Raw genomic sequence first — 16,703 nt, forward strand, 5'->3', positions numbered from 1 at the left:
AAATCTCTATTATATGCGACAATTCATTCTATCTCTATTAGCCTGTCTATGTCTGACAGCCTACTCACAGACTGCAAGCCAAGCCGACCTACTGGTTGAAGAAGCTCAAAAACTAGAAAGTAAACAAGATTACCCAACCGCCATTACCAAACTGAAACAAGCGGACGAATTATATGTCAAAACGGGAAAGACACAGAGTGCGGAACGTGCTACCTGCCTGCACATTCTCGGCCGCTGTTATCTGAATCTGGAACGTCCCGAAGGACTAACCTATACACAAATGGCAGCAGATATGCGCAAGACCATACTGGGCGAAACAAATATCAAATATATTTCCTCCCTGAACAACACAGGACTCTACTACCTGACTGTTGCAAAAGACTATCCTAAAGCAGCAGAAATTCACAGCAAGACATGGGAATTGTGCAGTCGCATTCAACCCCGTCCCGAACAGGCATTCATGTTTCATATCAATCTCGCCCGCTGCTACATAGCTTTAGGAGAAATGGACAAAGCAAGTGCCATTGTAGAAGAGGAAATAGCCATCAGTAAAAAGATGTATGGCGAAAAGTCCCTTTCAGTAGCCCGTCAACTCCAGCAGATAGGTTCGTTGTACTACCTGTCGGAACGTAAAGACGTAGGGGTAACTTATTATGAGCAGGCCTTCAACATCTTTCCTGACGATTCAAAAGAATACGAGCAACTTCTCGATTGGATATCGTCCATCTACCTGGAGCTGAACAATCAGCCGAAAGTATTGGAATACATGAAATTGGCAGAATCTCACAATAAAAAAGAATTGGAGAAGCCTTGCGACGAGCCCGTTTGCCTGACCGAGCGTGCACAGTATTTTGCCAGTATAGGTGACAACGACAAGGCAAGGGCACATTTTCTGGAGGCTTTAAAGAAATGCGATGTGAATACCCATAAGGAGATCGTTTTTAAAGTACGCCACAACTATGCGCAATTTCTCTCCGGAATACAAGATCACGCATCTGCCGGCGAATACTACGAACTGGCAGCAGACATCCTCCGCAGCAATCCTGCCGAACAGGCTAAATTTGCATTGGAATCTTATCTGGGCGGACTCAATTATAGCATTGCTGCCAAGTATGAGGCCTCCAATCGTATGCTCAATCAGGCACTGTCGGTTTATGCACAGATGTTGCCGGACAGACTGGACAAATATGTAGACGCCTCCATTGCATTGTGCCGTAACTACGGATTCACCAAGGAATATGGAAAAGCCCTCGAAATACTTGCAAAAGCCGAAAAACAGCTTCCGACGGGTGATAAGTCAGATAAGATGGGGGAAATCCTCCGTTCCAGAGGCAGTATCTTATACCGACAGAAACAATATGCAGAAGCAGCAGCAAACTACCAACAAGCTGCAGACATTTACAAAGTTCTTCCCGGCAGTGATGTAAAATATCAGGATGCACTTAGCAGTCTGAATCGTTGCCACACCATGATGGGCAATGAGACAGCAGCCAGGCAGACAGAACAGGATGCCGAACGTCAACGAATGGCGGTTTTAAACAGATTATTGAAAGAGAATCTTGAACAACTGGATGCTTATCGCCTGCAATGGGGAGAAGACGGGTTGATGTATGTCTCCGCATTAGGGACTATCGCTGACATCTACTATACCCAAGGAGAGACCGACAAGGCATTAGCCTATATGGAACCTTTCCTCTCCGGTGAAACAACCGCACTGCGTAATCTTTTCCGTCTCTCGAAAGCCGATGAACGCCTGGCATTCTGGAAGGATATCCGTTCCTCACTGGACAGTATTCCTCTCCGTGCAGCTAATATCACCGCAACAGGTACACTTGAACAAAAACAACGTTTTGCCCGGTTAGGTTACGATGCATTATTGTTTTCGAAAGGTATTATGCTCAATTCGTCTATTGAACTGGAGTCTCTGATCCGCGCTTCGGGAGATAAATCCCTGCTCGACCAATACAACAAGGCTACCCTCATGGCGGAACAAATTTTATCCATGCAAAGTGAACTCCCGAATGCAGCCAATCAGACGGAAGCACGGAAAAATATTATCCGCCAGAAAGAGGAGTATGAACAGTTGCAACTGGACTTGATGCGAAAATCTACTGATTTCGGCGACTATACCCGTTATCTTTCCGTCAAATGGCAAGACGTACAAAAGCATCTGCATGGAAACTCCATCGCCATAGAATTTGCTCTCATAGACGATGAATTACTAGCTCCGGACAAACACCTGGCCGCTTTCGTACTTCGTCCGGGCGACGTATCTCCCACCGCAATCAAGTTAATGAATCAGGAACTGCTATCGAAAGAAATGCAATCGCCTACGGCTTTTACCGCAACCGAAAACAGGGCACATTTCTGGAAAGCGCTGGATGAATATATCAGCAAAGCGGACACTATTTATTTTTCACCAGACGGGATACTTCATCAGCTACCCGTAGAATATCTTCCGTATGGAGCGGGTAACCTACCGTTAGCATTCCAGAAAGCCGTCTATCGTTTATCGTCAACAAAAGAAATTGCACTCGATAGAGCTTCGCTGAACTACTCATCAGCCGCACTTTTCGGAGGATTAGACTACGAAATGGCTTCAACCAAAGTTCGCAATATTGTTTCTACAGATCATAACTCCGGGAAATTCCGTAACGGACAGAATGGGTATCATGAGTTACCATATACGCTCAATGAAGTAAATAACGTAAATTCCCTGTTGAAAGAAAAGAAGATTAAAACCAATCTATTCGTAGGTGAAAACGGAACGGAAAAGCAGTTCCGGGCACTCGACGGCAAAGCTGTTTCGTTGATTCACATAGCTACTCACGGAGACTATAAAGAATTGAAGCAACGTGAAGCCGATGATGCGATGAAGCATTGCTTCCTGATTATGTCCGGCGCCAATGCCACGGAAGAGAATAACGACGGACTGCTCCGTGCAGATGAAATCAGTACACTAAACCTCCGCGGTTGTCGTATGGTTGTTCTTTCTGCCTGCAACACCGGTCAAGGTACTCTTGGTGCGGATGGTCTTTTCGGTCTTCAACGAGGCTTCAAGAATGCAGGAGTACAAACCATCCTCATGACACTTTCAGCTGTTGACGACCAGGCCTCCATGCTTCTCATGACTAAATTCTATGAGAACATCATTTCAGGGTTATCCGAACGACAGGCCCTTATCAAAGCGCAACAGTACCTTCGTGAGAACGGATATGCAGACAGTAAATATTGGGCACCATTTATCTTGTTGGATGCAGGCAGATCGCCTATTCCTCATCCTTCGAGATCTTAAACCCTAGTTTCATAATCAGTTTCAAGGTTTCCACCGAAGAATTTCTGTCGTACACCTTTTCTTCTTCAGGTAATTCTTCATACGGAACCAGACACGGATGCTGCTTCAACACATCATCCCGCTTTTTTCCATACGTCCAACCTTGTTCTATTCTGGTTTTCGACCAGACTTCATGAACATTCTTAGCCATCTCTTCTACCAGGTATTCCAACTCCTTCGGGAGTTGGATATGTCCTGTATCCACCGGATTGGGAATATACTCTTTCATTTTATGATTCATTATTTATATATTAGCGGAACAATTTCCAATCTATCTTTTTACCACAATGACTGCAATAAATTTGGTCCATAAAAATAGATGCACCACATTCACAGACTTTGGCATCGCCTTCATTCTTCAATTTTCTCATCAGCTCATTATGAAGAGCCGTATCGCCCCGTTTGATAATACTATACCCCAGCTTTTTCATTAGTTTGATCGTATCAAATGCCATACGTCGATCATATTCTTTTTCCGAATAAGGAAGCATGGAATAAGGCACCATGTCCGGAGTCTCTTTCTTCTCGTCATCCCTCTGCGGTCCATAAGTCCATCCCTCTTCCTGGCGCTGGTCGGCCCAGACTTCGTGCGCATTTTCAGCAATGGCTTCACGCAATTCAATCAAATCAGTGCTCAATTCAACATCTTCCAGATCAATGGGACGCGGATTATAATCCAGATCAGGCACTTTCACCCTCGCCAAATATGCTTTCGCATCATTCCATGCCGCAATAAAGTGATCCTTGGGATAGGCCGTACTTTCCTCTCCCGCTGCAGGATCATAAAGCGTCACTTCCTCTTCATTTACGTCAAGCACTACTGCTGCATGATAAGCAATTTCCTCCTCGCTATTTCCCGGCAACCGGCAACTGTTTACCACAACAATCGCATCATGTCCGGCCTTGAGGGCACGTATGACACTGTCAATACTGGAACCATAACTGCGCATCACAATCAATCCGCGTCGTTCGAGCAGGCGACCTACACTATGCAAAGGAGTTCCCCTCTCCCTCAACCAACTATTATTCCTGGCCTCCTCCGAGAGTTCGTCCGAATTATATTCAATCTTTCTACGTTTCAAAATAAACTGCTCACACTGGAAATCACAAAGATTACCTTCCGAGTTGGCTGCCATCTGCGCCATTGGCAGGAAGTCCGTTTCTTCATCATCAGCTCCCATCATGGCATCCAACTGTTGGGACAAGATAAATTCCTCTTGCAAACTTTCATCAGTCGCCAGATATTCAAGTACCAAAGCTGTTTCTTCAGCATTCGTCTTACCTTCTTCAAAAGCAGCCAACAATTCTTCGGTTATCATATTTTTATCTTTTGTTTTCATACTTCTTTTTATCATTCATAGCTAAGTGAGCCAATGCTGCCAGCGCACGCTTTTTAATATTGTACAGATTAGCAACAGTTATTCCTATAGATAATGCTAAAAATTCAGGTTCGACCTCTTTGAGTACTAATTCCCTGATGACCATCACATACCGCTTATTCGACATCAGATCGAACAAACGTTCCAAATCAATCTTTGCGGCTATTTTCGATTCAGAGTCATCTATTTCTTCTTCATGATTCTGCTCATAAAGAGGCTCTTTACTCTCGTCTTCTATCATCTGTTCACGTTTTTTCTGTTCCCGGAAAAAACGGATTGCCACAATCTTAATCCATGTTCCAATGGTGCTACGTCCCTCAAAATGACGAAGAACGGCAGCATCATTCTTCATTAGATGATAGTAGAGTTCGCTGATACATTCATCGTAATCAACCTGGTAATCAAATATCAGCTTAATTACATTGATAAACAACGGACGATATTTTATATTGAAAAACCAATCGGTGATTTTTTCATCCCGATTGATTAATCCGTCGACAATTTCCTGATCTGTCATATAGTTAGTTCTTTTTCAATCTAAAACTTAGCTCAACCACACACTGGTCATAAGGGATGGTTTCCGGATATTTACTTCTTAAAATATCATTATCGACGATGCATTTATGCTTCTTCTGCTGAAAGTCTTTATCTCCGTCACACGTTACAAATCCTTGCAGTTCCATACATGCATTCCAACGCAAATGTTCGCACTTACTCAAATTATCAAATAATGTACTGGAAACAACGTCACAAACCTTAGAATAGTTCAATGTATGGGCATCACGCTGCGTCAGCTCAACCATCTCTTTCAATCTTTCCTTATTATCTTTGCCATCCTCTCCCATGGCCCCGGCTAAAAACTTTTTGGTATCGATATGCCATACATTAGCCCTATCCTGCTCTTCCTGATAAGCCAATTTAATTTGTGCATCCAAGCAATGCTTGTCCCGCAATGCCTCTCTACGCGCATTCCATTCTTCTTCCGCTGTTTGCTTCAGGTTTTCCTTCGCTTTCTTCTTCTCTTCAATTTCCTTCTCATTCGTTTCAGGCATTGCGTCAATCATAATTTTCTGATATGCATAATAAAATTCCTTTGCCAAGACTTCAAGCACATCTGTTGATACCACATCGTATGAGAATATTTCTTCCTGCGCTCCAAAAGTTATGATTACATCCCGGGTATTGCCATAAATATTAAAATACTCTTTTATTTGCTTCAGCTGAATGGTGTTGCAACTTCCATTGACACGCAGATAAATCCTAAAGTCATTGAAAAAATCCTTCCTATATCGATAGGCATATTCGTAGAGATCAATCGCCAATGCCATCCCTTCATTATCATTTCCTATAGCAATTACAACATAGTTTAGATCATGAATGATTTCAGAGAGTTTTTCCCAAAAACGTTCGGAATGGATAGACATTTCTTCACACCATTCCAACTCATTTTTCCTCTCCTTCAAGGCAGGTGCTTTCATTAAAAAATCACCTTTCAATTCATCTATATGTTCATCAACCACATATATTTTTTGAGGGTTCCTATTGCCATTTACATCAATCAATGCCCCAAACTCATATAGAAAACGAAATGCGTCACGTCCGGTTTCTCCAAAGCCAATAATCATCGACGTAAAAGGTTTCTTTACACAAGCCTTCGATGTATCGACATCTACAAAATTCACGGGGTGATTCCTCACATTCTTTTTTAATTGCAATACAGCAAGATTAGACGAGTCGATGATATGAATCTGATGTTTCAACCCATCACATATTTCCAACTTCTGGTTCTGGTTGTTCTTACGCGCATGGCAATAAATCTGAACCTGATTATGGACTCTATCTTCTTTACATTTCGCTATTTCCTTAAAAACAGACACCGCCTCCAGATTCAGTTCTTCATTGGGAGACAAAAAATAGAAAGTTGCCTGCGGGTACTTCTTGATTAGGTTTCCCAATCTCCTCAATCCGAGATATTTGTATAAATCAAATTCCGATTTGACTTTATCTATAACCCGGCCTGTGATTCCAAATTTAGAGTTAACCAGTATGCCGTCAAGCTCTTCTATCTTTTCTATGAATTTTTCAGTTCCGTCATGAGACGAATTAAAGAAATGACTGAATGTGAACCGGCCATGAGAACTGCTTTCATTAGCAGAAAGCAACCTCACAAAAATGAACTTACAATTCTCCCATCCTTCTTCATTCTTCCCCTTTAGCTCTGCCGCTTTTTTTCTTATGCTGTTAGCCAGCAATATCGCATTATCATTGACACCCCAGAAAATAAACAGTCGGCATTTCTTCTTTCTTGAAAGATTCGCCACACATAACCGCACCCATGAGATAAATCTGAATCCTAACAGTTTGATGATAAAAACCGCACTCACTATAACGGCCAGGAAATGTATCACAGAAAATATCGTCATGTAGAAAGGATCATGATGCAGATCTTCAGGAACCTCCAAAAGATCGGAATGCGAAGCGAACATTTCCATAGAAGACAGAGCAGACCTAAACGCCAACGCTATCGAATTACTGTCACTCCCTCCCTCATTAAAAGCGTACCAATATATCAGGAAACCTGCAATAAATACCGTACCTGCAATCCATTTCAGGTTATCCACTAAGAATTTCCGTTTCTTAAAAAGCAGGTATACCAAACCTATCCCGATAATGATTAACAAAAGGGTAGAATATCCCCATTGATTTAAAAAACAAGGGTCTGTCGCGTGCTGTGCATTGCATTCACCAGTTTGAGAGATTACTGTGCTTAACATATACATATTCGATAGATTGATTATTTATTCTACAAATTTATACAAAATATTGAATAACAAACAGGTTAGTAATAAAAAAACCTCCTGCAAAACGAATTTTGCAAGAGGCTTTCTTATTTCTTCTTTAATAAGATTATTCAGCTTTTTCTTTATTCTCTTCCGCTGGAGCTTCTGCAGGTGCGGGAGCATCTTCTACCGGCTTGTCAACTTTCACCTCTTCTCTTGAAACGTTTACAGTCACATTTACAGAAGCAGGCTGTGCCTGATATGGCATACGGTTTTTCGGATCTGCCCCATAAGGATTAGGACCTACCGTACCATCTGCAAACAACATATACAATGCAAAAATCCAACCAACGATAGGTACACAGCACAACAAAATCAGCCAACCGGATTTGTTTAAGTCGTGCAGACGTTTCACACCCTGTGCCAGAGAGAACCAGATGGAAGCAATCATAGCAGCAAGACCGATCAATAAACCAAATACTGATCCCCCGGCCGATCCGCTGGCAGCACCCAACACAAATGTACCTACACCTAGTGCCCATGCAATACTAGAAACTACACCACCGATAATGCCCGACAGGAAATATTCAATTCTACGAATACGCCCGTCAAATGAGAAAGGAGCTTTGAACATAATTTATTAAGTTTATATGAATAAATAAGTGAGATATTCTCTGTGTTTCTCAATATGAAAGCAAAGATATAAAAAAAATTAAATAAAGAAAGAAATCAGGCAAAAAGAATAAAAAAATGCCCTATTTCCTGTAGAAATCACAATTTCACTCCATCCCAATGCATCACTGCCACCCATTCTGTCGGCTGACAAGTTCCGCAAGAACGGTGCGGAACCGTAGCGACCACCAAGTCACAATGGGAAAACAGTACGATTCTTAACTCCTTCAGCAACATATCCATCTGAATAATCAAATGAAGATATTTCGTCATACACCGGATCACCCGTACATACTGATAAATGCACATATCCTCTCCCCGCCTTATCTCCCCTAATGTTTTAGGAGAGACAGCGAATTCGCTTATGAAAAAACTGTTACTGAAAATACGATCCGCACTCATTAAAGTCAATACCAAATTGCTTAAGAACTCATAAGGTTCCTGTTTTTCTTTTGCCATGTTATTCTATGATTAATAAATTATAATATTTCATTTTTTATTTGCTTTATCAAGTACTATCCACATAGGGAAGCAACCCTATTTTTAATATCCCGACCTTTGTTCCCGTTATCTGATAATCAGGTAGCACAACCTTACAAAAACAATTTTATATGAAAGTTTTAGAAGAAATCAAAGTATCGGTTTACGAAAACGTGTATTCCAAAAAGCCTAAAGTCATGTCTTTCCTTGAGGTCATCATCATGTGTATTCATCCTGTTTATGCAACGATCATCAACTCTATCCGCCGATATCATGCGGAAGGCGACCATGCCGCCGCACAGAAATTGAAGACTCAACTCCCCTGCTTCACTCCGGCAGGCACATTTGACGGAGCGCATGCCATCAAATATTTTCTGCTCCCCAGCCATATTGTCGGGCTTGATTACGACCATGTAGCCAATCGTCTGGAAGTCATTCAACGGTGTGCGGCAGATCCTCATACGGTGGCAGCAATAGAAAGTCCGACCGACGGTGTGAAAGTCTTCGCCTATGTGGAAGGTATCGGAGGCCGCCATCGTGAGGGGCAACAACTGGTGAGCCGTTATTACAACCAGTTGCTCGGATTGGAAAGCGATCCGGCATGTAAAGATGAAAGCCGCCTCTGTTATTTCAGCTATTCCCCCAACGGTTATATTGCCAGTCTCTATCAGGCATTTGTTCTGGAACCGCCTGTGAAAGAAGCAAAATCTTTTTCTGAAAATGAAGTACTCCCTCCCTTTCCTCTTCAAAATAATCCTCCGGAAAATGTATCTGAAGAAGAAATCTCTCAATTTATTTCGTCCTATATTTTCTTTCATCCGCTAACAGCCGGTCAACGCCATTCCAACGTCTTCAAACTTGCCTGTGAAGCCTGCCGCCGGCACTATCCCCAGGAAAGCATATTACGCGAACTTACCGCATTTTTCGAACACACGGATTTTCGTTCCGAAGAGCTAACAAGTGTTTTATCGTCTGGATACAAACAAGTTAATGAACATGCATTCACTTCCACCCCAGCCAATGAGCCCTCCTTTCAAAAGGACATAAGGACAAAAAGACCTTATGGTACTACAGAAAATTCCGATGCCGACGATGAAGCCTATTGGTTGGGAGAGGAATTCCGGAAGGGAACTCCTTTATTTCCTCGAAGTTTGTACAATAATCTTCCCGATTTACTGAATGACTGTATCATTGAAGACGGAAGCGAACGCGAACAAGATGTCGCTCTCCTTTCCGATCTCACAGCCTTGAGCGCAGCACTTCCGCAGACTTTCGGAATCTATAATCATAAGAAATACTCCACGCATATATTCAGTGTCATACTTTCACCTGCCGCCAGTGGTAAAAGCATCGCCCAAACCGGACGATACCTGTTGGAGGAAATACATTCAGAAATTCTTGCCACCAGTGAATCCATGATGAAAAACTACCAGACTGTACATAGCAGCTGGCAATCAGAATGTCAAAAACAGAAAAAGAAAGGAGATGCATGCTCCGAAGAACCGCAAAGGCCTCCTTTCAAGATGTTATTCATTCCTGCCACCACCAGTTATACCCGCATGCAAATGCAGATGCAGGACAACGGTCCACAGGGAAGCATCATTTTCGACACGGAAGCACAAACGCTATCCACAGCCAATCATCTGGATTGTGGCAATTTCGATGATATGCTCCGCAAGGCTTTTGAGCACGAAAATATAGAGTCTTCCTACAAGGCCAACGGCCTCATTCCAATCTATATACGCCATCCCAAATTGGCTTTGCTGCTGACGGGTACTCCCGGACAAATAGACGGCCTATTGAGCAGCTACGAAAACGGATTGCCCAGCCGCACCCTGATTTACACTTTCCGAGAGGCTCCGCACTGGAAAGAGATGGGCGATGACTGCATCTCGCTGGAAGATTCTTTCAAACCGATTGCGCATCGTGTCTCTGAATTATATAACTTCTGCCTGGCTCATCCGGTTCTTTTTCATTTCAACCGCCTGCAATGGAACCGTCTGAATGATATCTTCTCACGTATGCTGTCCGAGGTGGCATTGGAAGGCAACGATGACCTCCAAGCCGTAGTGAAACGCTATGCTTTTCTGGTGATGCGCATCAGCATGATCCAGACCCGTATCCGGCAATTTGAAGCAACCGATCTTTCTCCCGAGATTTATTGCACGGACGCTGATTTTGAACGTTCTCTTCAAATCGTTCTATGTTGTTACGAGCATAGCCGGTTGTTGCACTCATCCATGCCGTCTCCTTCGGTCCGTCCACTGAAGAATCCGGACACTATTCGTAATTTTGTTCAAGAGTTGCCCGACAGTTTCACGACAGATGAAGCAATTCAGATTGGCGCAAAATATGATTTCAACCATCGTAAGGTAACACGTCTGCTAAAATCGCTTAATGGAGTAAAAATCAATAAGATATCCCATGGTTCTTACACCAAGATGAATGAGCAATAGTCACATCTGTCCTTTTTGTCCTTTTGTCCTTTTGAAGAGTCCGGAAAAACATCGGGAGATTTGAAAAAAACATCTCATTGATTGAAATCAAACATTGGGAAGTTTCGATACAAATCTCCCGATGTTTTTCTTTTTATCTGTGCGCCTGTGTGCGTCATTATGCGTCATGCCGCTTTCCCGATGTAGTACTTTTGTCATGTAATCGATTACAAGGCAATTAAACAATTAAAAATTAATGATTTAAAATTAAAAGTTATGGCACAGAATTACACTCTCATGGCTCGTAAGAACCTGTTGAAACCTAATGAAACTCCGAAGTTTTATGCAGTGGCGCGTAGTGGTCGTAAAGTGACGGTCAAGGAAGTTTGCAAACGTATCACTGAACGTTCTTCTTACTCCAAAGGGGAACTGGAAGGTTGTATCGGTGAGTTTTTGCTCGAAATCGTCAATGTACTGGATGAAGGAAATATCGTCCAGATGGGTGACCTGGGTAATTTCCGTATGAGTATCAAGACCGGTACTCCTACCGATACGGCAAAGGAATTCAAGGCATCGTGCATCAATAAGGGCAAAGTGCTCTTTTATCCGGGTAGTGATCTCCGCAAATTGTGTAAGACGTTGGATTATACATTGTATAAGAGTGATTCTTCCACTGATTCGGATAAAGATCCGCTTCCTGATGATGGCGGTGATGATAATCAGGGAGGTTCCGGCAGCGGGGAAGCTCCGGACCCGGCAGCTTAATTCGTCAGTTACGGCTTGGTTATTGAGTTTATGATGTATCAGTAGTATTTATTCTTTAATTTAAATTTATATGAAAAAGCAACTTTGGAAAAACATTCTCCAGTTTATCGTGACTATCGCGACTTCGATCATTTCGGCTATCGGTGTAACGTCCTGCGTGGGACATTAATCTCCTGCTGGCCGATATGGAAAATTCAGAAGAAAGCTATCTCCCACGTGAGATTAAGTTGTTGGTGATTCATTGCAGCGCGACGCGCTGCAATGTTTCCTTCACCGTAGAGCAGCTTCGACAATGTCATCTGCAACGAGGTTTCAAAGATATAGGGTATCATTTTTACATCACCCGTAATGGAGAACTTCATCATTGTCGCCCGGTATCGGAGCCGGGCGCGCATGTGCGAGGTTTCAACCGGCATAGTATTGGAATTTGCTATGAAGGTGGTTTGGATGAAGAAGGTCGTCCGGCGGATACGAGAACACAGGCGCAGCGCTTTGCGCTACTTGACTTGTTGACGATTCTCAAACATCAGTATCCGGATGCACAAATCCTGGGACATTATCAGCTTAGTGCTTCGATTCACAAGGCTTGCCCATGCTTTGACAGTCGAAAGGAGTATATGGATATATAAAAAAAGAACTACGGGAGCTGGCGAAAGTGCAGTCTCCCGTAGTTCTTTTTTATGTTTATATCACTTATAGTTCTCCCGGCTTTCCCAAGTAATAGGTAATAAGCCGTACTTCTCTCACAGAAAATGCCTTTGTTTTCGGATGAAAGTCAGTAGATAGTATTTCATTCATCAGCGGCTTGCACCTCCGCATCCACCTCCGGAGCTTATTAACCGAAGCACGAATCGTCAAATCAGGAAAATACATCTGGGCTAACTCTTGTTTATTATAACATTTCACTACAAAGTCTGAATGTTCCATCGTTTCTTTATTACTGTTTTCTATGCTATAAAGTTACAAATATTTCAACATATAAACAAAGAAAACGGATATTATTATCCAGTATAATGAAAGTAAAAAAATATCAACGATCTTCACAGACAGTTGATATAGTGGGAAATTCACATCGGCTTTAACCTCCGATGTCAGGGCGTAGATCAGAAATGTACCGTCGTACGATTTCCAATCCACAATGTAGGAGAATCATGCCGTTACAGCATGAAGCTAGGGACCTACATTTTTTTCATCTCACATACGAAACACTCACGTGTTTATTACATCTCAACATTTTATTTTATATACAAACATCTAATTATTAGCACAACTAGCTCTGTGAAAATTTCTATAAAATTCCAATAACATACTGATGCAATAATCATTAGAGTTATTAATTTTACAATGAATGTTTACACTCTTTACACATATTCCACATAAATAACAAGTTGCCTATGATATATCTTTTCCACATTCTACGTGGTTCTTTCAATAACCGATAACACCACTCCAGCGAGTTCCGCTGCCACCACATAGGAGCACGTTTTACAGTTCCGGCATAAAAATCAAAAACAGCACCAATCGTACCACAATGGCAATGAATCTGTAATTCATTCCAATGAGTATATATCCATTTCTCTTGTTTTGGAGCAGTCATACCTATCCATAGCAAATCAGGGTTAGCTTCATTGATAGCAGTTATAATTGCATTATTTTCCTCTTCATTAAATTCTGATTTATAAGGAGGAGAATAAGTTTCTACTTCAATATTAGGAAAATCCCCTTTACTCCGTTGCTTTATCATTGATAATACCTTTTCGCTACTACCCATAAAAAAACACTTTCCACCGCTATGGTTTAGTTTTTCCATCTCAAACATGAATAAATCCCAACCAGCAATGCGTTCTTTCGGCTTAGATTTCGCATTTAACCAACGACAAGCTTTGACAATACTTGCACCATCTGGAATTAATACATCACCTTGTCGCAAGGCTTCGGCAAAGAGCAAGTCTTGCTGTGCGGTGTTATAAGAATGAGCATTGATAGTATTAATCAGCAGTTTACCAGATGGCAAAAAGGTTAACCCTTGACGGTTTTCTACCAAAGGTAAGTTTTTCAAATTCAAGAACATTGTATATTGCAGCTTTATCTCTATAATATTAATTATATATGAGAAAGATTCTGAGACAAAATTTCGACCATTCGATGCTCAAAGCACTGTCGAGTAAATTCACTATAGATTTTTTATAACCTGTATCTCCCAATGTAGCTCTTAATTCCACATCAGCTAATAATTTAACTATGCAATATCAGCTAATGAAACAAAATTTTTCTTTTCACAAATCAGATCACTCCATTTCTCACAAGATCTAGTATTCCTACTTCACCTGTTGAGATAATAGGTGGCTTATACACATATATATTTCAGGAACTTATTCATACTAACCTGCCTATATCAGACAATTCACCAGCTGTTGCTAGATTTATATAATAGCAGTCAAAAGAAGAATCTATAAGTTTACCTTTGGGGATACATCTTCCTCTATGGTCGTGCATAGGAGGGAAAAACTCTATTTTTCATTATCTACCACTATCATTTGGTTTATAATCTTCAAATATTCTTTAGTTATAATGGACCATCTAAACTTATCTCGCATTCGAAAGTTTCTTTCGCCATTTTTCTGAATTAGTATAGGTTTTTTGGATAACTCAAGCAATATTGACGTTAACTCCTTTTGTGTTTTAAAATAAAAGCCACCGTCTTTATTTTGAATAATATCTAAAGCAACACCTACCCTCGTCGTTATAATATTAAGCCCTAAGACAAATGGTTCTGCAATACATTGCCCGAATGTTTCACTACTGCTTGCTATAACAGCCGTGTTACTCTTCCTATAATATGTTAGTATCTCCTTTTTTGAACAATATCCAGGGAATAAGACCTGTTGATCGCAATCTAAATCCTTACATAAATTTTTCATCTTTTGTAATAGTTCACCACTTCCAGGTAAAATCAATATAGATTTCATATCATGAGTAATGTTTCGGTATTCTGCAAATGCTCTTATTACTGTATCCTGATTTTTCCCTATCCGAAATTGGGCCGGATATATTAATCTCAAACTATCCATAAGTAACGGTTGATAAGAACCCACAAAGAAATTCTCATCAATTCCTAAAGGTATTATTGAAATTTTATAAGACAACCAATGAAAACTATTTTTCAATGATGTGCACATGCATATAACTTTATCCACAAAAAAAGTTAAGAGAAAAGTCAAGAGAAATCGAGCTATACAGGATTTAAATCTCTCATTATTCCTATATGCATGGATCGTATATATCATTTTAAACTTTCTACGCACACATAAAACATACTTCACATACATAATAAGTGCCAGTTCCCAATTTGTTTGAATGTGTACAACGTCTATAGATTGCTCTTCAATAATCTGTTTAAGTTGAATTGCATTCTTCTTAAAAGATTGGTGTTCTACTAAACCTGGCAATATATAATTAGGAATCAATAAAGAATTAATTTTCTCAATCAAACCAGGCTCCTGTTCCTTTGTACTTAATATAGCACATACTTTCTTATGTTGTTTGTGCAATGCAATTAATTGATCTATTAATAAAGCCGAATTACCAAGTCCGCTTTCTACAAAAAAAAGAATATTCATAGAATTAAATATATTTATTCACATCTCTGCTATCTAATACATAAATAAAAACAGCTAAATACGAAAGAACTAAAGGGCTCGTATACGCATGCCCACCATAAAAGGCATGACCTATAAAACAAAGAAAAGCTATTATGCACCAATAATCTAGTATATTATGGCACTTAATAAAATTCTGCATACATGCAATCAACTTTTTTATAGGAAGCAGTAAAACGGGGATAGAAAAAAAAAGTCCAAATTGGCCTATTAAATCTAAAGGATCAACTTCAGCAGCTTTCGGTTCTCCCAAATATAGCTGGTGTTGGTTTTCTATTAAATAAAAATTACCTCTACCAAAGCACCAATCAAAAACATTAAAGTTAGTAATCGTTTTAATCGATGCATCTATCAAATATCTTCTCCCTGAAGCCTCCAAAAAGATTGCACCAATATCTTCATATTTCCTTGAGAGGTAAGAATCTTCTTGAATAACCGATATGACATTAACTAGTACATAATTGGATATAACTAAGACCCCAAGCAAAGTTATCAATTTTATTTTATATGAGCTTTTATAATCCTCAAATTTAACAAGTAAGATACTTAAAGCAAAAAAAAGTAGTATAAAAGCGGTTCCCAAATAGCAAGTTATGCTACCCACTAAGCAAGAGCCAATAGACATTATTATTAATGCAATAAAGTAAAGTACATCTCCCGTTTTTTGGAATGAATAGCATGCTAAAATATTTAGTAAAAGTATAGTTAATCCAACATCATTCATTGCTACAAAAAAACCTTTTGTGCCAAAAGTGTTTTCTGTATAAGCAGCATAGCCCGCACCTGTTATAAAACAATAAACTAAAATAATAGCTGCCAATACTCCATATAAAATCGCAGCCTTTACAACTATCCCACGATCATGAAAATAACGATTTTTGAGTATGATACTTAAAACAAAATAGAAGTTCATTATTTTCACTATTGCCATGAAAACAGCATTGGAATAAGCACCTATGAGAATATGGTATATTAATAAAGCAATACTTGATAATATTAAAATTTTAATATTATTGGAATATTTAGTACGAAATAGATAGATAGCTGAAAATAGAATAATCATTCCACGATAAAGAATACCTATAGAACTCTCACCCGTACCATTCGTACCTCTCAGATAGCCATTAATTATATCAATAACTACAGGGAAAGATAACAATAGAAAGGGAAATACTTTTTTTAATTTAAGAACCAACATA

The 16,703-nt window shown here is 40.2% G+C and carries 15 protein-coding genes; 5 read left to right on the plus strand and 10 right to left on the minus strand.

Annotated features, from left to right (window positions below; translation table 11 throughout):
- The first annotated feature begins 13 nt into the window (after window positions 1-13).
- Complete coding sequence (locus H8796_RS21160; RefSeq protein ID WP_117934874.1) at window positions 14-3,295, plus strand: CHAT domain-containing protein; 3,282 nt, start codon at window positions 14-16, stop codon at window positions 3,293-3,295.
- Here H8796_RS21160 and H8796_RS21165 read toward each other — a convergent pair.
- The 6 genes from H8796_RS21165 to H8796_RS21190 all read right to left on the minus strand — a co-directional run bounded on the left by H8796_RS21165 (window position 3,270) and on the right by H8796_RS21190 (window position 8,624).
- Entirely contained in the window at window positions 3,270-3,563 is a 294-nt protein-coding gene (locus tag H8796_RS21165) for a RyR domain-containing protein (RefSeq protein ID WP_004303891.1), read from the minus strand. The two genes, H8796_RS21160 and H8796_RS21165, sit on opposite strands and share 26 nt — an antisense overlap.
- Window positions 3,564-3,585: 22 nt before the next feature.
- Window positions 3,586-4,653: a RyR domain-containing protein gene (locus tag H8796_RS21170; protein ID WP_117935023.1), complete on the minus strand. Its 1,068-nt coding sequence runs from the start codon at window positions 4,651-4,653 to the stop codon at window positions 3,586-3,588.
- A 4-nt stretch (window positions 4,654-4,657) separates the two neighbouring features.
- Window positions 4,658-5,230 carry a sigma-70 family RNA polymerase sigma factor gene (locus H8796_RS21175; RefSeq protein WP_117934876.1) on the minus strand — a complete coding sequence of 191 codons (573 nt, stop codon included), beginning with the start codon at window positions 5,228-5,230 and terminating at the stop codon, window positions 4,658-4,660.
- 4 nt (window positions 5,231-5,234) lie between these two features.
- On the minus strand, window positions 5,235-7,493 hold the full coding sequence (locus H8796_RS21180; RefSeq protein ID WP_117934878.1) for a hypothetical protein: 2,259 nt from the start codon (window positions 7,491-7,493) through the stop codon (window positions 5,235-5,237).
- A 127-nt stretch (window positions 7,494-7,620) separates the two neighbouring features.
- Window positions 7,621-8,127: a DUF805 domain-containing protein gene (locus H8796_RS21185; RefSeq protein WP_117934880.1), complete on the minus strand. Its 507-nt coding sequence runs from the start codon at window positions 8,125-8,127 to the stop codon at window positions 7,621-7,623.
- A gap of 137 nt (window positions 8,128-8,264) precedes the next feature.
- Window positions 8,265-8,624, minus strand: a complete 360-nt coding sequence (locus tag H8796_RS21190) for a hypothetical protein (protein ID WP_117934882.1) — start codon at window positions 8,622-8,624, stop codon at window positions 8,265-8,267.
- A gap of 152 nt (window positions 8,625-8,776) precedes the next feature.
- Between H8796_RS21190 and H8796_RS21195 the strand changes: the two genes are divergently transcribed.
- The 4 genes from H8796_RS21195 (at window position 8,777) to H8796_RS21210 (ending at window position 12,474) form a co-directional block, all read left to right on the plus strand.
- Complete coding sequence (locus tag H8796_RS21195; RefSeq protein WP_117934884.1) at window positions 8,777-11,101, plus strand: DUF3987 domain-containing protein; 2,325 nt, start codon at window positions 8,777-8,779, stop codon at window positions 11,099-11,101.
- Window positions 11,102-11,356: 255 nt separating this feature from the next.
- Window positions 11,357-11,845, plus strand: a complete 489-nt coding sequence (locus H8796_RS21200) for an HU family DNA-binding protein (protein ID WP_117934886.1) — start codon at window positions 11,357-11,359, stop codon at window positions 11,843-11,845.
- A 70-nt stretch (window positions 11,846-11,915) separates the two neighbouring features.
- Entirely contained in the window at window positions 11,916-12,014 is a 99-nt protein-coding gene (locus tag H8796_RS21205) for a smalltalk protein (protein ID WP_004303901.1), read from the plus strand.
- A gap of 16 nt (window positions 12,015-12,030) precedes the next feature.
- On the plus strand, window positions 12,031-12,474 hold the full coding sequence (locus H8796_RS21210; RefSeq protein ID WP_009000065.1) for an N-acetylmuramoyl-L-alanine amidase: 444 nt from the start codon (window positions 12,031-12,033) through the stop codon (window positions 12,472-12,474).
- Window positions 12,475-12,538: 64 nt separating this feature from the next.
- On the opposite strand, the gene H8796_RS21215 is transcribed toward H8796_RS21210, so the two are convergent.
- From H8796_RS21215 to H8796_RS21230, 4 genes are all read right to left on the minus strand, one after another.
- A complete protein-coding gene (locus H8796_RS21215; RefSeq protein ID WP_004296628.1) occupies window positions 12,539-12,772 on the minus strand; it encodes a DUF4248 domain-containing protein in 234 nt (77 codons plus the stop codon).
- A gap of 412 nt (window positions 12,773-13,184) precedes the next feature.
- Window positions 13,185-13,916: a WecB/TagA/CpsF family glycosyltransferase gene (locus H8796_RS21220; protein WP_117934888.1), complete on the minus strand. Its 732-nt coding sequence runs from the start codon at window positions 13,914-13,916 to the stop codon at window positions 13,185-13,187.
- Window positions 13,917-14,355: 439 nt separating this feature from the next.
- Complete coding sequence (locus H8796_RS21225; RefSeq protein WP_117934890.1) at window positions 14,356-15,465, minus strand: glycosyltransferase family 4 protein; 1,110 nt, start codon at window positions 15,463-15,465, stop codon at window positions 14,356-14,358.
- A 4-nt stretch (window positions 15,466-15,469) separates the two neighbouring features.
- A complete protein-coding gene (locus H8796_RS21230) occupies window positions 15,470-16,702 on the minus strand; it encodes an O-antigen ligase family protein (protein WP_117934892.1) in 1,233 nt (410 codons plus the stop codon).
- Between the last annotated feature and the right edge of the window lies 1 nt (window position 16,703).

The sequence above is a fragment of the Bacteroides sp. M10 genome (assembly GCF_014334015.1).
GTDB classification, from domain to species: domain Bacteria; phylum Bacteroidota; class Bacteroidia; order Bacteroidales; family Bacteroidaceae; genus Bacteroides; species Bacteroides intestinigallinarum.